Source organism: Collinsella sp. BIOML-A6 (genome assembly GCF_009875845.1).
Lineage (GTDB): Bacteria > Actinomycetota > Coriobacteriia > Coriobacteriales > Coriobacteriaceae > Collinsella > Collinsella aerofaciens_H.
In genome coordinates this window covers 13,963-37,075 of record NZ_WWSL01000013.1, presented here as the reverse complement: position 1 = coordinate 37,075, position 23,113 = coordinate 13,963, and the positions used below count along the sequence as shown (strand labels likewise).

24 protein-coding genes and 2 pseudogenes are annotated in these 23,113 nt (G+C 60.1%); 13 read left to right on the top strand and 13 right to left on the bottom strand.

Features of this window, described 5'->3' with window-relative positions; genetic code table 11:
- Positions 1–34 precede the first annotated feature (34 nt).
- The 8 genes and pseudogenes from GT495_RS05880 to GT495_RS05845 form a co-directional block, all read right to left on the bottom strand.
- Entirely contained in the window at positions 35–961 is a 927-nt protein-coding gene (locus GT495_RS05880) for an urease accessory protein UreD (RefSeq protein WP_161161284.1), read from the bottom strand.
- Entirely contained in the window at positions 962–1,582 is a 621-nt protein-coding gene (ureG, locus tag GT495_RS05875) for an urease accessory protein UreG (RefSeq protein ID WP_152076804.1), read from the bottom strand.
- Positions 1,583–1,648: 66 nt separating this feature from the next.
- Entirely contained in the window at positions 1,649–2,341 is a 693-nt protein-coding gene (locus tag GT495_RS05870) for an urease accessory UreF family protein (protein WP_161161283.1), read from the bottom strand.
- Complete coding sequence (locus tag GT495_RS05865; RefSeq protein ID WP_161161282.1) at positions 2,338–2,916, bottom strand: hypothetical protein; 579 nt, start codon at positions 2,914–2,916, stop codon at positions 2,338–2,340. Before GT495_RS05865 ends, GT495_RS05870 begins: the two co-directional genes overlap by 4 nt.
- A gap of 77 nt (positions 2,917–2,993) precedes the next feature.
- Positions 2,994–4,715 (bottom strand): urease subunit alpha, encoded by a 1,722-nt coding sequence (ureC, locus tag GT495_RS05860; protein WP_161161281.1) that lies wholly within the window; start codon positions 4,713–4,715, stop codon positions 2,994–2,996.
- 128 nt (positions 4,716–4,843) lie between these two features.
- Positions 4,844–5,143, bottom strand: a pseudogene (gene ureB, locus GT495_RS05855) (urease subunit beta); the annotation flags it as partial.
- A gap of 18 nt (positions 5,144–5,161) precedes the next feature.
- On the bottom strand, positions 5,162–5,464 hold the full coding sequence (ureA, locus tag GT495_RS05850) for an urease subunit gamma (RefSeq protein WP_161161280.1): 303 nt from the start codon (positions 5,462–5,464) through the stop codon (positions 5,162–5,164).
- Between the two features lie 78 nt (positions 5,465–5,542).
- Entirely contained in the window at positions 5,543–6,796 is a 1,254-nt protein-coding gene (locus GT495_RS05845; protein ID WP_161161279.1) for a hypothetical protein, read from the bottom strand.
- Positions 6,797–7,162: 366 nt separating this feature from the next.
- On the opposite strand from GT495_RS05845, the pseudogene GT495_RS11100 reads away from it, so the two are divergent.
- From GT495_RS11100 to GT495_RS05835, 3 genes and pseudogenes are all read left to right on the top strand, one after another.
- A pseudogene (locus GT495_RS11100) lies at positions 7,163–7,303 on the top strand (zinc-ribbon domain-containing protein); the annotation flags it as partial.
- Positions 7,304–7,309: 6 nt separating this feature from the next.
- Complete coding sequence (locus tag GT495_RS05840; RefSeq protein ID WP_240128124.1) at positions 7,310–7,681, top strand: hypothetical protein; 372 nt, start codon at positions 7,310–7,312, stop codon at positions 7,679–7,681.
- Positions 7,642–8,445, top strand: a complete 804-nt coding sequence (locus GT495_RS05835; RefSeq protein ID WP_161162689.1) for a hypothetical protein — start codon at positions 7,642–7,644, stop codon at positions 8,443–8,445. The genes GT495_RS05840 and GT495_RS05835 overlap by 40 nt, the downstream gene beginning before the upstream one ends.
- 292 nt (positions 8,446–8,737) lie before the next feature.
- On the opposite strand, the gene GT495_RS05830 is transcribed toward GT495_RS05835, so the two are convergent.
- The gene (locus GT495_RS05830; protein ID WP_035137347.1) at positions 8,738–8,974 is read right to left on the bottom strand and encodes a hypothetical protein; all 237 of its coding nucleotides are present in this window, start codon (positions 8,972–8,974) and stop codon (positions 8,738–8,740) included.
- Between the two features lie 138 nt (positions 8,975–9,112).
- Here GT495_RS05830 and GT495_RS05825 point away from each other — a divergent pair, with 138 nt between their 5' ends.
- Entirely contained in the window at positions 9,113–10,081 is a 969-nt protein-coding gene (locus tag GT495_RS05825) for a hypothetical protein (protein ID WP_161161276.1), read from the top strand.
- Positions 10,082–10,191: 110 nt separating this feature from the next.
- Here the strand turns inward: GT495_RS05825 and GT495_RS05820 are convergent, their stop codons facing one another.
- Entirely contained in the window at positions 10,192–11,373 is a 1,182-nt protein-coding gene (locus GT495_RS05820) for a cation diffusion facilitator family transporter (RefSeq protein WP_161161275.1), read from the bottom strand.
- Positions 11,374–11,599: 226 nt separating this feature from the next.
- Between GT495_RS05820 and GT495_RS10660 the strand changes: the two genes are divergently transcribed.
- Together GT495_RS10660 and GT495_RS05815 are read left to right on the top strand one after the other, a co-directional pair.
- Positions 11,600–11,959: a hypothetical protein gene (locus tag GT495_RS10660; protein WP_192924357.1), complete on the top strand. Its 360-nt coding sequence runs from the start codon at positions 11,600–11,602 to the stop codon at positions 11,957–11,959.
- Positions 11,960–12,013: 54 nt separating this feature from the next.
- Positions 12,014–12,814 carry a hypothetical protein gene (locus GT495_RS05815; RefSeq protein ID WP_161162688.1) on the top strand — a complete coding sequence of 267 codons (801 nt, stop codon included), beginning with the start codon at positions 12,014–12,016 and terminating at the stop codon, positions 12,812–12,814.
- 165 nt (positions 12,815–12,979) lie between these two features.
- Here the strand turns inward: GT495_RS05815 and GT495_RS05810 are convergent, their stop codons facing one another.
- Both GT495_RS05810 and GT495_RS05805 read right to left on the bottom strand, forming a co-directional pair.
- Positions 12,980–13,768: an ADP-ribosylglycohydrolase family protein gene (locus tag GT495_RS05810; protein WP_161161273.1), complete on the bottom strand. Its 789-nt coding sequence runs from the start codon at positions 13,766–13,768 to the stop codon at positions 12,980–12,982.
- A 63-nt stretch (positions 13,769–13,831) separates the two neighbouring features.
- A complete protein-coding gene (locus tag GT495_RS05805) occupies positions 13,832–14,845 on the bottom strand; it encodes a PDDEXK nuclease domain-containing protein (RefSeq protein ID WP_161161272.1) in 1,014 nt (337 codons plus the stop codon).
- Positions 14,846–15,049: 204 nt separating this feature from the next.
- Between GT495_RS05805 and GT495_RS05800 the strand changes: the two genes are divergently transcribed.
- On the top strand, positions 15,050–15,319 hold the full coding sequence (locus tag GT495_RS05800; protein WP_161161271.1) for a hypothetical protein: 270 nt from the start codon (positions 15,050–15,052) through the stop codon (positions 15,317–15,319).
- Between the two features lie 85 nt (positions 15,320–15,404).
- On the opposite strand, the gene GT495_RS05795 is transcribed toward GT495_RS05800, so the two are convergent.
- Positions 15,405–15,995, bottom strand: a complete 591-nt coding sequence (locus GT495_RS05795) for a hypothetical protein (RefSeq protein ID WP_161161270.1) — start codon at positions 15,993–15,995, stop codon at positions 15,405–15,407.
- 238 nt (positions 15,996–16,233) lie between these two features.
- Here GT495_RS05795 and GT495_RS05790 point away from each other — a divergent pair, with 238 nt between their 5' ends.
- The 6 genes from GT495_RS05790 to GT495_RS05765 all read left to right on the top strand — a co-directional run bounded on the left by GT495_RS05790 (position 16,234) and on the right by GT495_RS05765 (position 22,975).
- Positions 16,234–17,082 (top strand): zinc ribbon domain-containing protein, encoded by an 849-nt coding sequence (locus tag GT495_RS05790; RefSeq protein WP_161161269.1) that lies wholly within the window; start codon positions 16,234–16,236, stop codon positions 17,080–17,082.
- 188 nt (positions 17,083–17,270) lie between these two features.
- On the top strand, positions 17,271–17,903 hold the full coding sequence (locus GT495_RS05785; RefSeq protein WP_161161268.1) for a cyclodeaminase/cyclohydrolase family protein: 633 nt from the start codon (positions 17,271–17,273) through the stop codon (positions 17,901–17,903).
- A gap of 2 nt (positions 17,904–17,905) precedes the next feature.
- Positions 17,906–18,760, top strand: coding sequence for a bifunctional 5,10-methylenetetrahydrofolate dehydrogenase/5,10-methenyltetrahydrofolate cyclohydrolase (locus tag GT495_RS05780; RefSeq protein WP_161161267.1), 855 nt, complete (start codon positions 17,906–17,908; stop codon positions 18,758–18,760).
- A gap of 354 nt (positions 18,761–19,114) precedes the next feature.
- Positions 19,115–20,638, top strand: a complete 1,524-nt coding sequence (locus GT495_RS05775; protein ID WP_161161265.1) for a C69 family dipeptidase — start codon at positions 19,115–19,117, stop codon at positions 20,636–20,638.
- A 148-nt stretch (positions 20,639–20,786) separates the two neighbouring features.
- Positions 20,787–21,203 carry a hypothetical protein gene (locus GT495_RS05770; protein WP_152073649.1) on the top strand — a complete coding sequence of 139 codons (417 nt, stop codon included), beginning with the start codon at positions 20,787–20,789 and terminating at the stop codon, positions 21,201–21,203.
- An 8-nt stretch (positions 21,204–21,211) separates the two neighbouring features.
- On the top strand, positions 21,212–22,975 hold the full coding sequence (locus tag GT495_RS05765) for an AarF/ABC1/UbiB kinase family protein (protein WP_156600297.1): 1,764 nt from the start codon (positions 21,212–21,214) through the stop codon (positions 22,973–22,975).
- Positions 22,976–23,113 lie beyond the last annotated feature (138 nt).

The window sequence follows — 23,113 nt, the reverse complement described above, 5'->3', positions numbered from 1 at the left end:
AGTGATCCATAATCCTTCCGTCCCCAAGGGATCATTAGACCAGGTCGCGTACTTTGTTGAGGACGTCTTGCAGGCGCTGCGCGCGGTGGCCGAGCAATTTGACCAGGCAGTCTCCGGTGGCAAGACGCGTGATACCGCCCGCAATGACGTCTGCTGCCGGAGCGTCGCTTGCGGGGGCCGCGGCGCTGGCGCCGATCTCGCCCGTTTGGGATTGCAGGTAGTCGCAGATGGTGGCAAAGCGCGCGCCATCGATATCGAGGTTTACCAGCACCAGATTGGCCAGATGCGAGTAGGCGCCAAAAAAGCCAAACCCCTCCATGTCGGTCGAGGTGGGCCGGTAGATGGTGTTGTCGATAAAGACCGGGGTGCCCGAGCAGGTCACACGTACATGGCTGCGATAATCTCGGTACGCAAACCGTTCACCGCGCGCCACGCGCCCGCAACTAAGAATCTCCTCGTATGCCATATGCGAACTATTGTCGGTGAGCTCGATGACCGTGTCGGTCGAAAACGATGAATCCGCAAAGGGAATCTGCGGCAGGGGCCGATAGTCCAGGTAGGCATGCGCGCCAACATGGATGCGAGTCGTGCGCTCGGCATGCTCGCCGTCTTCCATACGGTGGATCTTCTCGAAGGCTTGCGTGGTCATGGAAAGCGCGGCGCCCGGCTCAACGTCAACCGTAAGCTCCTGACGGTCGCCTGCCATAATGCCTGCCGACACGCTCAAGACCATGAGTTGCTTTGGTGCCGCGAGCTTGCTGTGCCCGTCGCCTTGCCCCGCAAGGCGCCCGTAGCCAGGTAGATCGCGCTCGCACACATCAAACGCATGCATCACCTTAAAGGGCATCGATGCATACAGCTCGGGCACGGCCGTCACGCCATCGCGGGCGGTTGCCTTCAGGCGCAGCTCGGAGGTGCGACCAAATCGATTTTCGCCATCGTTTCGGTGCTCGTCGTACATTTAGGCCTCCTCGGCAAGGTCCTCGAGCAGTACGTCGTGTTTGATCCACGAGATGACTTCGTCCACGCCTTCGCCCTTCATAATGTTCGTGAACAGGAAGGGGCGCGCGCCGCGCATACGGTGGGAGTCGCGGTCCATGACCTCGAGCGATGCGCCTACGTAGGGCGCCAGATCGATTTTATTGATGACCAAAAGGTCACTCTTCATAATGCCGGGGCCGCCTTTGCGAGGGATTTTATCGCCCTCGGCCACATCGATAACAAACACTGTGGCATCGGCGAGCTCGGGGGAGAACGTGGCGGAAAGGTTATCGCCGCCACTCTCCACAAAGACGATCTGGATATCGGGGTGGCTCTCTACAAGTCCCTCGACGGCCTCGAGGTTCATACTTGCGTCCTCGCGAATGGCGGTGTGCGGGCAGCCGCCGGTCTCCACGCCAACGATACGGTCGGCGGGCAGCACCGAGTTCTTGGTCAAAAACTGTGCGTCCTCGTGTGTGTAGATGTCGTTGGTAACGACGCCGATCGAGTACTCGTCCGCCATCTTGCGCACGAGGGCCTCAATCAATGCGGTTTTGCCAGACCCTACGGGACCGGCGATTCCGATGCGAACGTGCGACATGTAGTTTCCTTTCCGATGGCGGATTAACAGGTGGGGACGCTTCCGACGGGGGCGGCAGGGGCATTTCTAACTCATATAGAGCCGCGAGTAGAGCGTCTCGTGCTCGATGCAGCGCGTGTCAAAACCGGGGCACGAAAGTCCGAGCATAGTTGCTTCGCAGTTCAGGGCGGTATCGCAGGCCGTCTCCATGGCGCTAAACGAGCCGGTGATGATCTGCTGTCCCGCAGTCTGCGACAGCGGCACCGTCTTGACACAGTTGACGACTATGGCGGAGACCTGGGAATAGAGATAGCGATGCATGAGGGGTGCGAGATCTATGTCGGCAAGGGCAGCAAGCACTCCATAGGCCACGTTGACGGCATGATCGCGCTGCGAGGCCGCATAGCCCGAAAAGAACGCGGCGGCCTCGGGATTTAAAACCTCGAGTTCGCTGACTGTGCGGATAAACCGCGCCGCCAGCTTATTCATGGCGGCCCGGGGCTCGGTAGGCGTTTTGAGCGCCTGCAGCTCGAGTTCCAGTGCGACCAGTGCATCCATATCCGCATGCCGAGCGGCCTCGTAGCCAAGGCGCATACCCAACAGCTCGGTATAGGTGAGTGGGTATGCGATCTGGTCCGCAACATAGGCGGCGGCGCTGTCGGCATTACGAACGATACCAAGCTGGATAAAGGTCTCGAGTCCAAAAGAATGGGAGTACGCACCGATGGGAAAGACCGAGTCGCAAATCTGCTGCAGGAGAAGTTCGGATGCGGGGCTCACGATGCGGTACCTTTCTTTTGGACAATCTTAAAATCGCTGGCAAGTTCGACGGTCGCCTGCACGGCGCGCGTCGAGAAACGCCGATCCGCGGGAAGCGGGCAGACCGTTTTGGATACACGCACGCCGGGAATGCCGGCAAGCATGCGGTCGAGGACGGGCATGGCGGGGGCGAGCAGGCGCACCGTGTGTTCGTCGCTGTCGCCGCGAAAGAGTGGCGCATGCATGTTGCCCACTTCCCAGCAGGCGTGGGCCAAGGCAAGGGGTTCCATCCGGTCGCATTCGATGAGCAACGCTTCTGCACGCCGCGGTCGCGCGACGACCACGATGGGAACCTCGCCTACATCCTCGACGCATCCCAGCACGTCGCCGTCTGTAAGGGGCTGGTCGAGCGCCGCGTCTCCCAAGCGAATGCCAACATCGCGTCCCGCCTCGCTTGCTTTGCGGATTACGCGCCGGCGGCATTCGTCCCAGTCGAGCAGGACCTCGTCGGTTGTGAACGCCCCGCCCAGACGCCGGCGAAGCGCCAGCTCAAAGGAGGGGTCGTTGAGATTGCCCTCGATATGTGTGCAGAGCATGCGCCCCTCCTTGTGCAAATCGTGGACCGCGTGGAGCCGGGGGCCGTGCCCGGGTCCACGCGGTGGCAAAAAGGCTGCTAGAACAGGTTGTAGAGCTGCGTGAGCGGCAACTTGGTCGCCGGCTCGCAGCTGGCGAGCTTGCCGTCGACGGTGACTTTGTAGGTCTCGGGGTCGACCTCGATCTTGGGCATGGCGCCGTTGAGCTTCATGTCGGCCTTGCCCACGGTGCGGCAGCCGTGTACGGGCACGACGTGTTTCTTAAGGCCGAGCTTCTTGGGTACCTCCAGGTCCAGGGCGGCCTGGCTCATAAACGTCAGGCAGCTCGTTGCGCGGGCGAGACCGTCAGCCGCGAACATGTGGCGGTAGGTGACCGGCTCGGTGGTGGGGATGGAGGCGTTGGCGTCACCCATCTTGGAGGCGACGATCATGCCGCCCTTGATGATGATATCCGGGCGCGAGCCAAAGAAGGCCGGGTTCCACAACACCAAGTCGGCAAACTTACCCACCTCGACCGAGCCTACGTAATCGGCCACGCCGTGGGTGAGCGCCGGGTTAATCGTGTACTTGGCAACGTAGCGGCGGGCGCGGAAGTTGTCGTTGTCGTGACCCTCGTCCTCGGGAAGCGGTCCGCGTTGGGCGCGCATCTTGGATGCCGTCTGCCAGGTGCGGGTGATGACCTCGCCCACACGGCCCATGGCCTGACTGTCGGAGCTCATCATGCTAAAGACGCCCATGTCCTGCAAAACATCCTCGGCCGCAATCGTCTCGGGGCGAATGCGGCTGTCGGCAAAGGCGACGTCCTCGGGGATGCGCTTGTCCAGATGGTGGCAGACCATGAGCATGTCCATGTGCTCGTCGAGCGTGTTGTGGGTGAAGGGCATGGTGGGGTTGGTGGAGCTGGGCAGCACGTTGGGCTCGCTCGCAATGCGGATGATGTCGGGCGCGTGGCCGCCGCCGGCGCCCTCTGTGTGGTAGGTGTGGATGGCACGGCCGCCGATCGCGGCGATGGTGTCCTCGACGCAGCCGGCTTCGTTGAGCGTGTCGGTGTGAAGGGCAACCTGCACGTCGTAGCTATCGGCCACGTTGAGTGCATGGTTGATAGCCGCCGGGGTGGCGCCCCAGTCCTCGTGGACCTTCAGGCCGATGGCGCCGGCCTCGATCTGCTCGGCCAGCGGACGCTCGTCCGAGCAGTTGCCCTTGCCGGTGAAACCCAGGTTCATGGGGTATTCCTCGGCAGCCTTGAGCATCATCGAGATGTTCCAGGGACCAGGGGTGGAGGTGACGGCGTTGGTGCCGTCGGCCGGGCCCGTGCCGCCGCCGATCATGGTGGTCACGCCCGAATACAGGGCGCAGTCGATCTGCTGCGGGCAGATGAAGTGGATATGCGTGTCCAGGCCGCCTGCGGTAAGGATGAGCCCCTCGCCGGCCAGGGCCTCGGTGCCCGCGCCAACGGTCATGCCCGGGGTGACGCCGTCCATGATGTCGGGGTTGCCGGCATGGCCGATGCCGACGATGTAGCCGCCCTTAATGCCAATGTCGGCCTTGTAGATACCCGTGTAGTCGAGCACGAGTGCGTTGGTAATTACCAAGTCCAGGTCGCCGTCGGCGCTGGTGGTGGTGACGGACTGGCCCATGCCGTCGCGCAGCGTCTTGCCGCCGCCAAACTTGGCCTCCTCGCCATAGGTGGTCAAGTCGCGCTCCACCTCGATGATCAGGTCGGTATCGGCCAGACGAACCTTGTCTCCGACAGTGGGTCCGTACATGGCGGCGTATTTATTGCGGTCGATAGAAAATGCCATGGCTAGCGTGCCTCCTCGATATCGTTATCCCAGCCCTCGGGGAATCCCGTCGCCGGGCCCTCGCGATAGTCGAGAAAGCCGCGACGACGGGCCTTCTCCATGCTCGCTGCGAGGTTGCGGGGAACCGCCTCGCCGCGTGTGAGGTCGTTGAGGCCAAAGACGCGCTTGGCGCCTCCCAGCTCAACAAGATTCACGACCTTTTCCTCGCCCGGCTCAAAACGGACGGAATTGCCGCTGGGAATGTCGAGTCGATAGCCAAAGGCCTCGGCACGATCGAAGGACAGCGCGCGGTTAACCTCGAAGAAGTGAAAATGGCTACCGACCTGCACGGGGCGATCGCCCTTGTTGGTGACCCGGATCTGTTTGGTGGCGCGTCCGGCGTTGAGCGTGATCGGCTCGTCGCCGCAGATGACTTCTCCAACTTTCATGCGTGATGCTCCTTGGTATTACTGGATGGGGTCGTGGACGGTGACGAGCTTGGTGCCGTCGGGGAAGGTCGCCTCGACCTGAACCTCGGCCACCATGTCGGCCACGCCCTCCATGACGTCGTCGCGGGTGAGGATTTGCTTGCCCAGGCTCATGAGCTCGGCGACGTCGTGACCGTCGCGGGCGAGCTCCAAAAGCTCCGCGCTGATGAGCGCGACGGACTCGGGGTAGTTGAGCTTGAGTCCGCGCGCGCGACGCTCCTTGGCAAGATTGCCCGCCATGTGGAGCATCAGTTTCTCCTGGTCTTTTTCGTTGAGTCTCACGATGCGGTTCCTTTCTTATCTGGGTCTGGTGTGGCTGAGGTTACGGGGGACTTGACTGGGTTCGATGATTGGCTGCACTTACAACCACAGCAGCGCGCCCAAGTAGGCGTAGGTAAAGCTCGCCGCCAGCGCGCTCATGGCGATATAGACGACGCTCGTGGTGATGGCCATGGATGCGACGTTGGCCACGGTGCCGTGGATGTCTTTGGGAAGCCAGCTGGCGACCAGCTCGGCAATGGGTGCGCCCAGGATGCCGCCGAGCACGCCGGCGACAAGGGCAACCGGGATATTGGCGCCCAATGCGAGCACGCAGGCGGGGCCGGTGCTGACGACAGGAACGTAGGTGGCGCACCAGCCGCCGTCAGCAAATTTGCTCGCGTAGAGCAGCACGCCCACGGCCGCCGAGGTAAACTGCGACAGCACGATGGCGGGAAGCGCCGCCCCGGCTCCGTTGACATTGTGGCCGGGGCACAGGATGGTGCCCAGGATGAGGCCGGCGAAGATAAAGAGGCTTGCGACCTCGTTACCGTAGAACGGGGCCTCGGAGAACTCGGCCAGAACGCGACGGACAAACCACAGGGGTGTCGTGACGTCCTCGACGGGGCTGAGCGTGCCGCGGTTCTGGGGAATATCCTGCTTGGTGATCCAGGGGAGCTCACGCAGCACGATAAAGATGACAAAGCCCGTGAGTGCCATAGCGGTGACGTTGGAGACGACGCCGGGCAATCCGAGCGGCGTGCCAATGGTTGCCGTCAGCCAGGTTGCGGTGGGAGAGCACAGCAGCGCCGCCAGCACGCTCGAGGTGAGCAGTGCCGGTACGCTGGGGCCGTAGAGCAGCATCGTTGCGGGCGGGGCGGCGACGATGGGGATGAAGGTGGCGACACAGGTCACATCACCCGCGGCGCCGAAGCCGTCGATAAAACGGAAGACAAAGATGGTGAGTGCCAGGCTCAGCACCTGCGATGCGAGGACCCAGGGAAACATGCGGTGCTCGCCATAGCAGACGGTAAAGCCTTGGAAGCGGCTGTTTTTGCGCGCGAGCAGGTAGGCGGCCGCGCCGCCGATGATGGTGCCGGCACCGGCAAAGACGCTCGCGTAGAACTGCGGCTCGGTGAAGTCCATCAAGAACCACACGAGCTGCCTGGGGAGTGAGGCAGTGATGCCGGTGATGACGTTTGTGTAGTCAAGCTGGGGGATGAGCATTGACCCTTGTGCGACGAGGACGCTCAGTAGGGCGTAGAGGCCAAAGCCGATCGCCATGCTGATGACAAAGCCTACAGGGGAGCCGAATGTGGGCGAAGGGACATTTTGCTTGGAGTCGGTATGGGGCATAGGTATTCCTCTCGTTTCTCTAGAGAGGAATGCTAGTGAGATGCCCGCCCCATAGGGGGCGTCATTGGAGCGGTTTAACCGCCTCATAACAAAGTGCCACGTTTCTTGAAATACATTGATCCGCATGCGACGGAGGAAAACGGATCATTTTGTGGCTGTTGGGTCAAGGATGGGGTCGTTCGTCCAAAACTATGCCGGTTTACTACGATGAATCGGTACACCTCGACCATATCTTGATTTTCCGATAATGGCCGATTCGTTTACCTGCGGTTTTGTTTTCTTGTAAAGTAGCGTGCTCAGGTCCGGGCGATTTATCGTAGTAAACCGGCATAGTTTTGGACGTGGCGGCAATGTTGCGCAACAAGAATGGAGATTTCTCTCGTACGGTGTAGTTGGAAGAACTGCGCGGGCGGATTGCGGCTGCGACGAGAGACGGGAGATGCGCAGTATTGCACTAAGTGCGGAGCTCAGATACCCGATGGCTCCATGTTTTGCACGAGCTGCGGCGCTCGCGTGAGCGGAGTTGAGGACCAGGCGGAGCCTGTGACGTTTCCGGTAGGGGATGCGCCGGCGACCGCTCCTGCGGGGCAGCACGCTCCTCAGGGTGCCTCGGCTCATATGGCGGCGCAGTCTCATTATGAGGAACCTTTGACCGAGCCTGCCGAGGCCCCTCAGCCGTTTGTTCCGACGCCGCAGCCCAAGAAACCCAAGCACAAGGGCCGTATTGTCGCTGCCGTTATCGGCGGTGTTGCCGTTGTCGCCATTGTGGCGGCAATTGTTGTCGTGACGCGTATCGGCGCGTCGTCCGAGGTCACTTCGGGCGGCAAGGACTATGTTGTCTGCGCATGCGAGCCAAAGCCTCTGCCAACTCTATGGACTCGATAAACAAAACCATCGCAACGGTCGCCACGACGCTGGAACAGCTGAAGTCGAAGGACGTTGACGACGCGCAGGTGGGCTACGAAGCCGTTTCCGCCACGCAGGATGTCAACTTTACGGGTGCGGTTGGCGAAGGCCCGCTGAATCCGTCCCCCGATGACACGTGCCAGATCACGGCTACGTGGACCTATCCCCAGGTGAAGGGCCAGGGCGTGGGCGCCGCTAAGTTTAACAAGGATATGGTTCAACTCGTTGCGGACACGCTCGATGCGAGCAGGCAGGCCTCGATGGATGACGAGGACAGCCGAGTGACCATGATGTACACCGCCGAGATCGTCTCGATTGGCGGCGATATCGCCTGCGTGCGAACCTACACCGACAGCTATCAACCTCCGTATCGATCGGAGCGAGTGACAAGGTCGGCGTACTACAACCTTAAGACGGGCGAGCAGGTTTCGCTCGAGGACTCGCTTGCGCAGCATGGGCTCTCGTTTGACACCCTCAAGAGTGAGGCCAAGCAGGCAATTAAGACGGCAAAGCCGAATTTTGACTCTGTGTCCGAAGACAACATCGACGATGACGATAACTACACTGGGGATCATTTCTACTACGATGGCAAGGGCTATATCATCGTCCTCGATACTGGCGAGTTTGACTGCATGGCATGGGATACGCACGACTTGGTTGCGCACGCCTTCGATTCGAGCTATTCCTGCGGTCAGGACGTGACGCCCGAACGGGCTAGGGCCACGTACGTGCCCAACGAGTAGAGTAAAGCCGCAAGAAGTGAATTACAAAGTCCCCGGTGGCGCAAAACGCAGCGACGCCGGGGACTTTATGATACAGATTGGCTCCGAAACAAGCCGTCTGGGCCAGCCACGCCACGAAAAGCGCCCATCTACTACGTTTGTCCAGGTTGTACCGGCCATGGGGCGTTTTTTAACAATGCGGCAAGACGTTTACCTGCGGTTTTGTTAACTCAAATTTGGCTATGGTTAGCACCCTTGGGTTAAACGTAGTAGATGGGCGCATTTCGTGGCATACGACCCAAGCGGGGAGGTATTAGCCGCGCTGGAGGCCGAAGAGTTTGGCGTTGCGCTCGGCGACCATCATGTTGATGTCGGCGATTTCCATCTCGCCGTCAATGTAGGGCTGGTAGGTGCCGTACGGGTCGCCAGCCCCCAGGCTGCAACTGCCGCAGTTATCGCAGCTGCCGTTGCCGCAGCCGGCGAGTGCCAGCTTGATGATCTCTTCGCGCTCGGCACGCGTCGTGTCTTTGATGAGCTTGCTTTTTGCCATGACATATCCTCGATTCGTTTGTTGCCACCTGTCGCGCATGTCTTGTAAATACCGACGGCCTTTGCCCATCATAGGCTTTTGCGCGGGTAGAATGCATGGATAACTTGATGCTTACAGGCGACGGAAAGGAATCGTTGCATGGACCAGGATAAAACGACCGTGATGGGCGGGTACGGTTCCGCGCAGGCTGGCGATAGCGCCGATGCGACCCGCGTTGTTCCCAACCCCGGTTATACCGACCCCGCCGCGACGCAGCCTTCTGCCGAGCCCACCCGGGTTATGGACTATGGCGACACGGCGCAGGATTCTTACGCTGCATCTTCGCAAGGCCCCTATGGCAACGCAGCTCCGGACCCGTTTGATTACGCGCCACAGGATTCTTATGCCGCCTCGACGCCGAATTCCTATGATGACCTACCGCAAAATCCCATTCCGCAGCCTCAGCAGACGACGTATATGCCGCGCACGGCGCAGCCTCGCTATGAGTCGCGCGAGCCGTATCGTGAGTATCCCAAGTCCATCCCTCAGTATGGCGAGGACGAGGAGCAGAAGCCGTCGCGTTCGTCGAGCGTGATCAAGAAAATCCTGATCGTGCTGGCGATTTTCTTTGCCCTGTCGGTTGTGTTTGCCATCGTGTCGGGCATGCTCAACAAGCGGGGCGCCACGACTGATACCACGGCCGAGCAGACCGAGACTGCCCAGTCCAGCACCGTCGACCTGAGCGATATCCCGGGTCAGTACTGGTCCAACGCCAAGAAGCTCCTCAAGTCGCGCGGGGCCGATCTTTCGAACGCCGTGATCCTGACCGATGACGGCTCAACGCCTATTGTCGACGCCAACTGGGTGGTTACGTCTGCACACTACAACGGCGATGGCAACCTGGAGGTCCAGCTCACGCACAAGGGCGGCTCGTCGAGGAATGCGTCCGGCGACCAAGGCGCCACGGACGGCTCGAGCTCTAACATGCTGGAGGACTTGAGCAGCAAGGCGCAGGAGCTGGGAGATAAGGCCCAGAATCTGGGCGATACCGCGCGGAACCTGGGCGACATGGCGACGAACGCCTGGGATGCCCTGCAAAACGGCATTTCGAATGCGCAGGGAAACTAGCGGTCGAGCGGTTAGAGCCTTAGCAGTGCAAACAAAAATGGGGCGCAGGATTGCGTGACCGGGCGCATATGCGCATTGGTCGGCGGTCCTGCGTCCCGTTTTGCTGTCGATTACAGCTGCTCGGCCGGACGGTCGGGCGAGCTGAAGCCCGAGTCAAATGTGACGACGCATGAGACATCGGGCCGGCGTTCGTGCACGATGCGCGTGACGAGCTCCAGCAGCTCCTCATCGGATATGTCAAAGCCGTCGGGACGCACCAGGTCAAACGAAACGAACCCGTCGTGCTCATGCAGGTCGTGGATGGAGAGCGCGGGATCGATCTGCATGACGCCGCGCTTGACCCAGCCGCGCAGGTCGTCGCCGGTGGTGGCGATGGGGTCGCAGTGTAGCGTGATGTCGATGCCCATCTGATGCTTGATTTCGTGTTCGATGGTGTCCAGAATCTCGTGGTGCTCAAAGGCATCGCCCTCGCCGGGCATTTCCACGTGCGCACTGGCAAATTGCCGACCGGGGCCGTAGTCGTGCACCATGAGGTCGTGTGTGCCCAAGACCTGGGGGTACGACATAATCCTGTCGCGGATTTCCTGGACGAGCTTGGGGTCGGGCGCTTGTCCCAACAGCGGGCTGATGGCATCGCGCACCAGGCCCATGCCGCTGATGCAAATGAAGATGCCCACGCCCAGGCCCGCCCAGCCGTCGAGGTCAAAGCCTGTCGTTTGCGAAATAAGCGCCGCCGCTAAGACCGAGCCCGAGGTGATGACGTCATTCTTGGAGTCTTGCGCCGTAGCGATGAGCGTCTCCGAGTCGATGCGGTCGCCCAGCGTGCGGTTGAACGCAGCCATCCAGAGCTTAACGAGCATGGACGTAGCCAGTGCCGCAAGGGAAACAAGCGTGTAGGCGGTGGGGGAGGGCTTGATGATCTTGGTGACCGACTCCAGGATCAGGTTGATGCCGACGGCGCAAACGAGGACGGCGACAAACAAACCGGCGAGGTACTCGTATCGGCCGTGGCCATAGGGGTGCCCCTCGTCGGCCGGGCGGCTGGCAAGGCGGAATCCGAGCAGGCTTACGATGTTGCTCGAGGCGTCAGAAAGGTTGTTGAAGGCATCGGCGATAAGCGAGACGGAGCCCGCGAGCAGACCGGCTATGCCCTTGGCCAGACACAGGGTGATGTTGAGCCCGATGCAGATGAGGCTAGCGGCAAAGCCGGCGTTGGTGCGGCAGGAGGTATCGACCGGCTCGCCCTCGCTGCCGGGAACAAGCGTATGTACCAGCCGATTTACAAATAACATGGTGCGTCTCCTCGCATTCTTATTAAGGGGATAGTGTAGCTCGCACAGACGCAACGCGCGCCGGTGCTCAGAAAATGCAGCAATGGTCTGCCGGCGCTAACGGGCGCGAGGCGGAGGGGGGCGACTGCCCGTACGCCTTCGAGTTCACTGCGCCTTTCCGTCCGACCGAGTGCTCCATTTTGGGCCACATGGGTATGGGCGTGTACCGGTTTGCACGACATACTTAATGTTGACAGTTCCTGTGCAAAGGAGGAGTAAACGGCCAGACGGGTCGTGCGGCCGCGAGACGGATAAAGAGGACGCCCGCATTTCATCACAATTGGAGGATCGCCGTCGCAAAGGTGAATCCGGCAAGGCTTGGCAGATTCTGCAGCAGCGGATCGACAAGCGCCAAACCACCGAAAATGATACCATCTCAGGGATAGACAAATCGCCTGAGGCTCGTGAGGTTCGCGCCGGAATGGTGAAGACCATGAGGAAGCTGAATCAGGCCGTGGAAGAAGCCCGACATGACGACAACAGCGAGTTGGGGGCGGAGCTTCGCAAGATGGATGAACTCAACGAGCGGATTAACGAAGATCGGTGACGCGATGGCTGGAGGTATTTCGCGGTGTTCGAAGGTTTGCGTGAGGCTCGTCGGATGAACGATCCCGCGTCCAATCCTTTGCATTGGGCGAATCGTGGTTGGTCGGACAGCAGGTTCAGCGTGATTCCGGGGACGGTTCGTAAGGGTCCCGGTACGCATCCCCGCGCGGAGTTCGATCTTCCGTTGGCTTTGTTCTGGACTGCGGTATCGGGTCTGGATGCTCCTGCGCGGCGTGATCTTGGCGGTACGCTACTTGAGCCGAGAATCCCGTGGGCGGCAAGTTATTGGCCCGTCTCCTTTTGCTGGCGTGATGGATGGATTATTCTTGAGGACATGAGCTCCATCAATAACGACAGCTCCTCCCGATATATGACGTACTACCGTCCCGTGCGCAAGCTCCCCAATAGGCATGATGCCGTGTTGCATGTGCTGCGTGCCCCGTTCCCGCTGACCGCTGACAAGGCTTTCACGGCGTTTTCGACGTGCTCGTTGGGCCATGTGGACGACCCGGCGTTCATGCCGCCGTACAATGGGCGCCCTTCCGAGACGATGGTGAGTCTGATGAATTCGTTCCGCATGAAACCGGGCTATATCGTGTGGGGCGGGTATCTGCACGTGTGGGTGAACATCCTGTACTGGATGCGGGAAAGCCGTGACCTGGATTTCCGTCATACGGCCGGCGCTGTCTCCGCCGTCGAGGAGCTGGAGCTGTTCCGCGCGTACAAGGTTTACTATGACCAGCTGCGCCGTGAGGTTCCGGCACCGTACGCAGGCACGGTGACATGGCCGGACCAGTGCGACCCGCGTTTCCCGCTGCCGGGCGACCCGCGCCGCGCGAACTACATCCTCGCGTGAGGTGCGCGCGGTTCCTGCATGGCATCCGGCCAATAAGACCATGCGGCACATGGTTCGTGTCACCGAGTATCGTGGGTGGCAAGAGACTGACAGGGAAGGGTTCGTCCATATTTGCGACCTCTCTTTCCATGGTGCCTCCTGGTCAGTTTCTATCGTAAGTGCGCCCTAAAACAAACACTGCTCAATCAGCTCTTTTCCGCGCAGGGTGTCGATCCACTTCTGCGGGATGGCTTTGAGACCGTATGTCGTGCCGGCGAGGGCGCCGGCGACGGCTGCGGTGGTGTCGGTGTCGTCGCCCAGGTTGACGGCGGCAAGGACGCAGGCTTCGTAGCTGTTGGTGTTTACAAAGCACCAGGTAGCGGCTTTAAGCGTGTCGCGCACGAAGCCACCTGACCTGATCTTCTGCTCAGGCATGCCTTTCAGATGGAGTGCCCACGAGGGGAGCGCGCCGTTCATCACATTCCTCATCAGCTCGATAAATATGATGAATGCGTCGGTCGACGTTCTGTGGGCGTGCGTAATCGCGGAGACCTCACCGATCTCTTCGTCTGTCGCATCAGTGAACGCCAGGGGCGCGATGCGCATGAGCGATCCGTTGCCGTTGTCGCGTTCGCCGGAGCTTCCTTTGCCGGTGTGCAGGGCGCGAGCGGTGGTGCCGCCGTAATCGAAAACGCCGTCGATCGTATACTCACCACGGGCAATCCAGCATACGAACTTGTCGCGCATGTCTGCGGTGTCGATATGACCGAGCTCCCTAATTGAGTCGCAGGTGGCGAGCGTCATGGACGTGTCGTCGCTCCAGGTGCCGGCGGGCTGCTCGTGTGTGCCGTAGCCGATCATGTCCGTGCATTCGAACGTGCCGCGGGGCCTGAACTCGTAGGGAACGCCCAGCGCGTCGCCGACGGCAAGTCCATAGATGCAGTCGCTCAGTGTCGTTTTCGGTCTGTCTGTCATGGAGCGCTCCTCTTATGTCGGGGGATATGAAACGCCGTCGGGGGCATCGGTCGCAACGTGCTGCTACCCTTGCGCTTCGCCATTAGTCGCTTCGTTGATGGCGCGGTACTCGGCACTCAGCTCGCGCGCCAGCTCTTCCTTGCTTGGAAGATACGGCAAGTATTTGGCGGCAAACACTTGGTCGTTGTCTTCGGGCAGCGTGTACTCGACAATCGAGTCGCTTTTGTCCGCGCAGAGCACGATGCCTATAGGCGGATTGTCGCCTTCGTTCATGAGCTCGCGCGTGTAGTAGTTCACATACATTTGCATCTGGCCCAGGTCCTGATGCGTAAGGTCATCGGTCTTTAGGTCGATGAACACGAAGCAGCGCATCAGATAGTTGTAAAACACAAGGTCAATATAGAAATGGCGCCCATCAAAGGTGATGCGCTTTTGGCGCGCTTCGAAAGCGAAACCACGGCCAAGCTCCAGCAGGAACTTCTGAAGATGCATGATGAGCGCCTGCTCTAGATCACTCTCGCGAAACGCAGTATCGTCCGAGAAACCTAAAAACTCCAGTACATATGGGTCGCGGATGATATCCTCGGGGCGACGAGCCGGGGCGCTCTTTTGGATTTCCTGGATGACGGCCTCCTTGTCCTTGCTGGCAAGCAGGCGCTCGCGGAGCATGGTGTTGATCTGGCGCTCGAGCTGACGCGTGCTCCAACGAGAATCGGCGCATTCGTTCATGTACCAGGCGCGAGCATCAGGGTCGGGAATGCGCATCAACTTGCGGTAATGAGTCCAGCTCAATTCGCTACGCAGTGCGTCGCGAATTGGAAACGCAAGAAAGAACTGACGCATATTGCGAAGGTTTGCGATGCCAAAGCCTCTTCCGAAATCCGCGGTAAGCCTTCTGGAGAGGCCTGCAATCAATGCCTCTCCATATGCTGCGCGCTCCTCTCCGCCCCGTTCGTCAACAATGCTCTTGCCGATCTCCCAATACGCCTCAACCATCGCAAAGTTAACGGCGGTATAGGCCTTGTCGCGAGCGGCGTTGAGAATCGAGGAAACCTGCTTGTAAAAAACTTCTGGCACGATTGCCGATTCTCCACGGTTTACCAGTTCACCCATCACTGTCGCCCCACTTTCCTCTTGCGGAATGCATCTTTATCGCATTTAGTTTAAAGCCTCGCGCGGACACGAATTGCTGTGCTGTCTGGCACCTTCGCATGGGAGCCTTGCGGTGACTAAAATGTGGCCATAGAGGCAGTTTTAGCGAACCCCGCGGGAGTGACACGCATGGATAACAACACTTTGCTGTTCCAGGACAAAGGTTCGGGTAGGTTTAAAGACGTTAAGATCTACCCCAATCGTATTGAGGTGCTCAAGAAGGGCACGTTCGGCGGCAAGCACACCGAGATTGTCTATCTTAAGGACATCACGGGGGTCAACAGGATCAAGGGCCGCGACGTTTTCCTACGTAACAGGCTGTTGACTACTTGTGTCTTTAGCCTGAGCAGCCGTGCGAAGGCTCAGGAATTCGTCAATGTTCTGAACGTGGTGATGTGACCAGTACACAAAAAGCCGGGATGCAAGGAGTCGCACCTTGCATCCCGGCTGAGCTAAAACGGCGCTGCTGCATGCCGTTGGAGCTTTAGCGCTTGATCTCGATATCGTCGAGCTTGACGTCCATGGCTTCGGTCTTTGCCTCGGCGATATCATCGGCAAATTCCAGAGACTTCATCATGGTCTCGACAGCGTCCTTGTGCTCCTCGACATTGTCGATGCTCACGTAGACGTTGCCGCCGCCTGCTTCGGTGAAGTACTCAGTCGTCACGCCGCCCGAGTGTGTATAGGAGGCGTTGCGCCAAGTCTTGCCGTTGTACTTGACGGGGTCATTCTCGGTCCACTCAAAGTTGGCCTTCCATTTGGCCTCGTAGTCGAACAGCTCGTCGGCGTTCTTGTCAGAGTCGAAGACAGGGATGAGGCGATCGCTGGCGTGCTCGCTCTCGGTGAACTTAAGTTGGGCCCTGTCGGCGGTATCGCCTGCGACGTCCGTGATTTCGACGCCCTCGGGCACCTCGACCTTAAACCAAATGAAATCGGTCCTCATATCCACGGCTGGCTTTTCCGTGGCGCCACCGCCACTGCCGGTAGCGCCGCCACTGCCACCGCAGCCCACCAGGGCAACCGCGGCAAAGAGACTAATGCAGAGGGTGAGAATCGCAAACGCCTTCTTTTTCATGGTCGTGTCCTCCGCTATCTGCAACCGCCCATGGATTACCTGCCTTTACTGCACGCGCGGACGGCTCGCTAGGGTGGGTCATGTGTCCCGTGTTTGCGTGTGCGGTCTTGCCGCAAGGTGGGCCTGGCGCTGGGCAAGCGTGCGGCTTGGTTGATTCTCCCAATGTTGTGCAACAGCGATGCCGGCTTAAGGTTTTAAACTTGGCTGTGACAAAAGCTAAACAACGAAAGGTCGAACGATGTTCTGTCAAAAATGCGGACAGCAAGTTCCCGATGGATCGATGTTTTGCACGCATTGCGGGGCGTCGCTGGCTGGCGGTTCCGTGCCGACGCCTACGGGCGCTGGTCCTTCTTCTGCCCCGGGTCTAACCCAATCGATGCCGCCGGTCGCGCCTGCGCCTCAAAAGCCCAAGAGCAAAGCTCCGATTGTCATCGCGGTGGCGTGTGCCGCCGTGGTACTCCTTGGGGGCGGCACGGTGTTTGCGTTCGCGATGCTTAACGGGTCCAAGAGCTCCGACACACAAATATCGGTGATCGATACCGGGTCTTCGGACGAGAAAGATTCTTCTGCCAAGAAGAAGAGAGACAAGTCCAAGGCCAAGGAGTCTTCGCCGTCGGATGACGAGGCCGTTTCCGAGGACGAATCGGCATACTACGGTTCGGACGATTCGGACGATTCGGACGATTACCTAACCGACGTGCAGACGTACACAAACGACCTTCACCCTTATAGCATGTCGATTCCCAATCGCTTTGAGATGGAAGATACTCCCAGCGGCAGCGGCGCCAGGTATAAGGATCCGGAGACGGGCTTTGTAATCAACCTGTTTGGCTACGTCAACATTAACGACGAAACCGCACACGAGATGTTCGTTGACGCGGACACCTCGGGCAAGGCCGACCTCTATACCGCAGAGGGCGACAACTGGTACGTGGTCTCCTGGCGCGAGGACGATACGATCATTTACGAAAAGACGATCGTCACGGATTCGACGATTGCCACGGCGCATTTGGAGTACTCGACTGCAAACCGCGATATGGGGTCGAAGATTATCGACACGCTGCTGCCGACGTTCCAGGTGGACTAGGCGCCCGTGCCTATAGCCGGCAATCGGAAACACCGATAGCCAGAGCTCCTGACAGCCTTTGTCTTATGGGTTAGACTGGGCTTCAATAAAACCGATGAATGGGACAACCGCTTCCTGGCGTCGTTGTCCCATTTTTTTTATTATGCGTGCGGCCCATGGTGGCCGGCGCGGTGGGCAGAGGTGTTTCGATGAGCCAAGAGATGATGGATAAAACCTGCCGAGGGTTTGCCGAGGCGCTTGCCGCGCGTGAGCCGGTTCCCGGCGGCGGTAGCGCGAGCGCCTTTGTAGGCGCGCTGGGCGCTTCGCTGTGCGGGATGGTCGCTCGCTATGGGGCGACCAATCCCGCGCTTTCCGATCGCGCGGACGATCTGACGCGCGCATTTGCCCAGGCAGACGAGCTGGCGCAGGAACTTGTGGGTCTGGTCGCCGAGGACGTTCGTGCGTACGGCCGGGTGTCGGCGGCATACGGTATTCCGCGCGATGATCCGGCTCGACCCGCGACGATTCAAGATGCGTTGCACGTGGCGGCCATGCCACCGTATCGGATCATGGATGCCTGCGGGCGCGCGCTGGCGCTGCTCGAGGACATGGCGGACAAGGGCTCGCGCCAGCTGCTCTCCGACGTGGCGTGCGGTGCCGTGTTTTGCCGCGCGGCCATGCAGGGAGCGAGCTTGACGCTCTTTGCGAACACCACGTCTATGAAGGATCGTGTCCGCGCCGAGGAGCTCGAGGCGGCGTGCGATGAGCTACTCGATACATGGTTGCCGCGCGCTGATGCTCTGGCGCGCCGCGCCGCTGACGCTGCAAGGAAGAGGGGATAGCCATGACTGAGCTGTTGAAGGGTGCTCCCGTCGCCCGTGCTTTGACCGAGGAGCTCGCTGCTCGTTGTGCTGTTCTGCGCGAGCGCGGCGTTGTGCCGACGCTGGCCATCGTTCGCGTGGGCGAGCGCGAGGACGACCTATCCTACGAGCGCGGTGCCCTCAAGCGCTGCGATAAGGTTGGCATTGAGGCTCGCCGCGTTTTGCTTCCTGCTGATGTTTCGCAGGATGAGCTGCTGGCGGCTATTAAGGACATCAATGCCGACTCGGCCATTCACGGCTGCCTGATGTTTCGCCCGCTGCCCGCCGGCCTTGACGAGGGTGCACTTGCCGCGGCACTCGATCCCGCCAAGGATGTTGACTCCATGACGCCGGCCTCGCTGCTTACCACGCTTTCGGGGCGAGGTGAGGGCTTTGCTCCTTGCACGGCCGAGGCCGTGCTGGCGTTGCTGGATCATTACGGCGTTGAGCTGGATGGGGCCAAGGTCGCGGTCGTCGGTCGATCGCTGGTGATTGGCCGTCCCGTTGCCGCCATGCTTACGGCTCGCAATGCCACGGTGACGACGTGCCATACGCATACGCGCGACTTGACTGCCGAGTGCCGTTCTGCCGACATTGTTGTTGCCGCGGTTGGACGTGCGCGCACGATTGGCGCGGATGCGGTTCGCGAGGGCCAGACGATCATCGATGTGGGCATTAACTGGGACGAGGTCGCCGACAAGCTGGTCGGCGACGTCGATTTTGATGCTGCGGAGCCGATCGTTGGCGCAATTACTCCCGTGCCGGGCGGCGTGGGCGCTGTAACGACGGCGATTCTCGCCAAGCACGTGATCGAGGCGGCGGAGCGTGCATCGAAATAGGCGTTTTGGGCTGTTTGAGGGGTTAGCCATATACCACGTGGTCAAAAAACGCCAAATTTGAGTACTGTTGCCAAGATAGTCACATATGTTTTACGTCTTTTAAACTCCCTAACGATATTCATTCTCGTTAGGGAGTCCATTTTATTGAACCTATGGGGAATAACGTTGTCTTGCTTTTGGACAAATGGGGATTTTCAGCACTCATTACAAGGTAATTTGCTGCTACTAAATTGGTGACAGTACTCATATTTGACATTTTTTGGCCACAGGGGCTGCCGGGGCGGCGGTTTCGCTCTTTTTGCGCCGAAGCGATACACTGTTGCCGTTTGATTTCTTCGCTCAAGGAGGATGCGCATGCCGTGCACAACGATTTTGGTTGGTAAAAACGCGAGCTACGACGGGTCGACGCTTGTCGCCCGCAACGAGGACTCGTCCAACGGGGTGTTTGAGCCCAAGCGTATGCGCGTGGTGCATCCCGACGAGCAGCCGCGTGTCTACACGAGTGTCCTGAGCCACCTGACCATTGAGCTGCCCGACAATCCCATGCGTTACACAAGCGTCCCCGACGTTGTCCCGGGTCATGGCATTTGGGCTGAGGCCGGCTTCAACGAGCTCAATGTGGGCATGTCCGCAACCGAGACGCTCACCACCAACGAGCGCGTCCGCGGCGCCGATCCGCTTGTCGACTACGTGCCCGCCAAGGGCAACGAGGGCGAGGACGGCTATGTTCCGGCGCAGCCCGGCGGTCTGGGTGAGGAGGACATGGTGACCCTGGTGCTGCCGTACGCTAAGTCTGCCCGCGACGGCGTGCGCATTCTGGGCGAGCTGCTTGAGCGCTACGGAACCTATGAGAACAATGGCATTGCCTTTAGTGACGTTGACGAGATCTGGTGGCTCGAGACCATCGGCGGGCACCACTGGATCGCCAAGCGCGTGCCCGATGACGCCTATGTGACCATGCCTAACCAGCTGGGTATCGACAGCTTTGACCTGGACGATGCCGAGGGCACCCAGGCAGATCATATGTGCTCTGCCGACCTGCGCTCCTGGATGGCCGAGTGGCATCTGGACCTGATGCTGGGCATTGAGGGCGACGGTCCGGCGACGGTCTTCAACCCGCGCGAGGCCTTTGGCTCGCACGGCGACAGCGACCACGTCTACAACACGCCGCGCGCCTGGTATATGCAGCGCTGCCTCAACCCCAGCGATGTGTGGGACGGTCCCGACGCCGATTACACGCCCGAGAGTGATGACATCCCCTGGAGCCGCGTGCCCGAGCGCAAGGTGACCATCGAGGACATCAAGTACGTGCTTTCGAGCCACTACCAGGGCACGGAGTACGATTGCTACGGCAGCAAGGGCACGCCCGCCACGCGCGGCGCCTATCGCCCCATCGGCATCAACCGCAACAGCCAGCTCGCCGTGCTGCAGCTGCGCCCCTATGCGCAGCCGGCGTATCGCGCCGTGCAGTGGATGGCCTTTGGCTCCAACTCGTTTAACGCGCTCGTGCCACTGTACGCCAACGTCGAGACTATGCCCGAGTACTATGCCGACACGCAGGCCCGCGTGACGTCCGAGAATTTCTATTGGGCAAATCGCCTGATCGGTGCCTTGGCCGATGTTCGTTTCCATGAGTGCGGTCGCGCCGTCGAGGATTATCAGGAGAAGGTCGGCGGCATGGGCCACAAGCAGATTCACGACGTTGACGCTGTCGTAGCTGCGCTGCCCGAGGCCGAGGTGCCCGCCGAGCTCGCCCGCGCCAACGAAGCCCTTGCCGAGCTCGTGCGCGTGGAGACCGATACCTTGTTGGGCAAAGTGCTCTACACCACGAGCTGTGCCATGAAGAATTCCTTCGCGATGAACGATAACGTAAGGTAAAGACGACCTTGCAACGAGCGAGCGGGGCAAGCGCCGTCGAAGACTTTGCCCCGCTCGATTCCTATCTTGGCGGTAAAACGATTTTGTGTCGTTCGCTCAATCTTGGGTACAAGAAGGACAATGCAGTTGTTCACGATTGGAGCCAACCATGGTTATGAAATTCGATCAGCTTGTTAACGGTGCCATCAACGTGGGCTTCGGCGCCGCTGCCGTTGCCGTCGAGGGCGGCAAGAAGGTTCTTGACGACCTCGGTACCAAGGGCGAGCAGGTGCGCAAGGACGCCGGCACCCCCGATATCGCCCGCAGCGTGTCCGACATGTTCGAGCAGGCCGGCGGCACCATCTCCGACCTGACCGAGCGTCTGGGTATGCAGGGCGAGACCGCGGCGCAGCGCGTACTCGACGAGCTCATCTTGGCCCGCGTCCGCGTTATGACCGCTCCCCAGCGCACGGCCTTTTTGGCCCATGTGCGCGACATCGTCGATGCGGTCGAGGACAACGTGACCTCGGTGCCCGTCGAGTCCGTTGAGCCCGACGACGCAGAGGACGCCGAAGAGGCCGAGTAACAGCGCAGATGGCAGATTCCACCACCGATTACAACAATCTAGATCCCTTGGGTGACGAGGCGGCGGTTGTCGATGAGGTCGATGCCGCCGTCTCGGGCGCTCGCAAGAAGCCGCGCGCTGTCGATATGGTCCCCGAGGAGCCCGATGCGATGGCGCCGGACGAGGAATACCAGCTCACGCCGGCAGGTCGTCGTGAGCGCATTGGGCAGATCGTTCGCCTGATCAAAAAGTACCGCGTATGGGATAACCTCACACCGGTGCGCCTGCGTCGTCTGCTCGAAGAGCTCGGCCCCATGTTCGTCAAGATGGGGCAGATTCTGGCCAACCGCTCCGAGATTTTGCCGCAGCGGTTTTGCGACGAGCTGCGTCGCCTGCGCTCCGACGTAGAGCCGGTACCGTATGAGGTAGTGCTCCGCTGTCTGGAAGAGGAGTACGGCCAGCGCCTGGGGCAGATGTTCGACGCGATCGACCCCAACCCGCTCGGTAGCGCTTCTCTTGCACAAGTTCACCGTGCCCGCCTGGTGACGGGCGAGGACGTGGCCGTTAAGGTGCAGCGCCCCGGCGCGCAGCAGGTCATGGCGCAGGACATCGACATCATTCGCTCGGTGGTGCGCATCGTCTCAAAGTTCGTCAACACCGACCAGTTTGTCGACTTACACGCCGTCGTCGAGGAGCTGTGGGCCTCGTTTCGCGAGGAGACCAACTTTTTGGCCGAGGCCAAAAACCTCAACGATTTCTATGAGTTCCATAAGAACGTCCATGGCGTGACGTGCCCCAAGTCCTATCTGGATCTGTGCACCGAGCACGTCGTGGTCATGGATTACGTCGACGGCATCTCGATTGCCGATCCCGAGCGCCTGGTGGCCGAGGGCTATGACCTGGAAAAGATCGGCTCGGCGATTGTCGAGGACTATTCGACGCAGGTGCTCGATGACGGCTTTTTCCATGCCGACCCGCATGCAGGAAACATCATTCTCAAGGACGGCGTCGTTTACTTTATCGACCTGGGCATGGTTGGGCGCATGTCGAGTCATGACCGCGGTATCGTCAAGGACATGATTTTCGCTGTGGCCGAGGGCGACGTGCCCAAGCTCAAGGATTCGCTCATGCGCTTTGCCGTGACGCGCGGCGATTCTGCCGAGCTCGACCATTCGGCCTTTTTGTCCGATTTGGACTTTATCGTCGCCGACTTTGCGGGGCTCGATCTTAAGGACCTGGATATCGGCGAGTTTTTGACCTCGTTACTCAACCTGGCGCGCAAAAACGACGTTGAGCTGCCGAGCGTGGTGACGATGTTCGCCCGCGGCATGGTGACGCTCGAGGGCCTGCTGACCGAGTACATGCCCAACGTCAACATGATCCAGATCATACAGACGCATATCAAAAACGAAAAAAGCACCTATGCGCGCGTGCGCGATATGGGGCGCGATCTTGCCGCGAGCAGCTATCGCGCGGCAAAAGGCTCGCTCGAGGCGGCCGAGTATCTGGGCTTGGCGTCGCGCATGCTCACGCGCGGCCAGCTTAAGGTGAACACGCAGATTATGAGCAGCGATAAGGCGCTGAGGCAGCTGGGCGGGATTATCGACCGCATGTCGATGGCAATTGTGATCGCCGGTCTGTTTATCGGTTCGTCGGTGGTGTACTACGCGCGCATCGAGCCGGTTGTGTTCGGTATCCCTGTCATTGGCTTTATGGGCTACGTGAGTGCGCTGGTGCTGGCGCTGATGCTGGGCCGCGAGATCTGGCGCAACAGCCACGGCGGCAAGCACTAGAGGCTGCGACCGTCACTGCATTCTCCTATCGCAAACAATAGCTTTTACCTTGGGCTTCGCCTGCGTGCGAGGCCCCTTTGCGTGATACCATACTGACGGTAATAATCGATGGCCTAGATGGTGGTGCGGAGACGCACG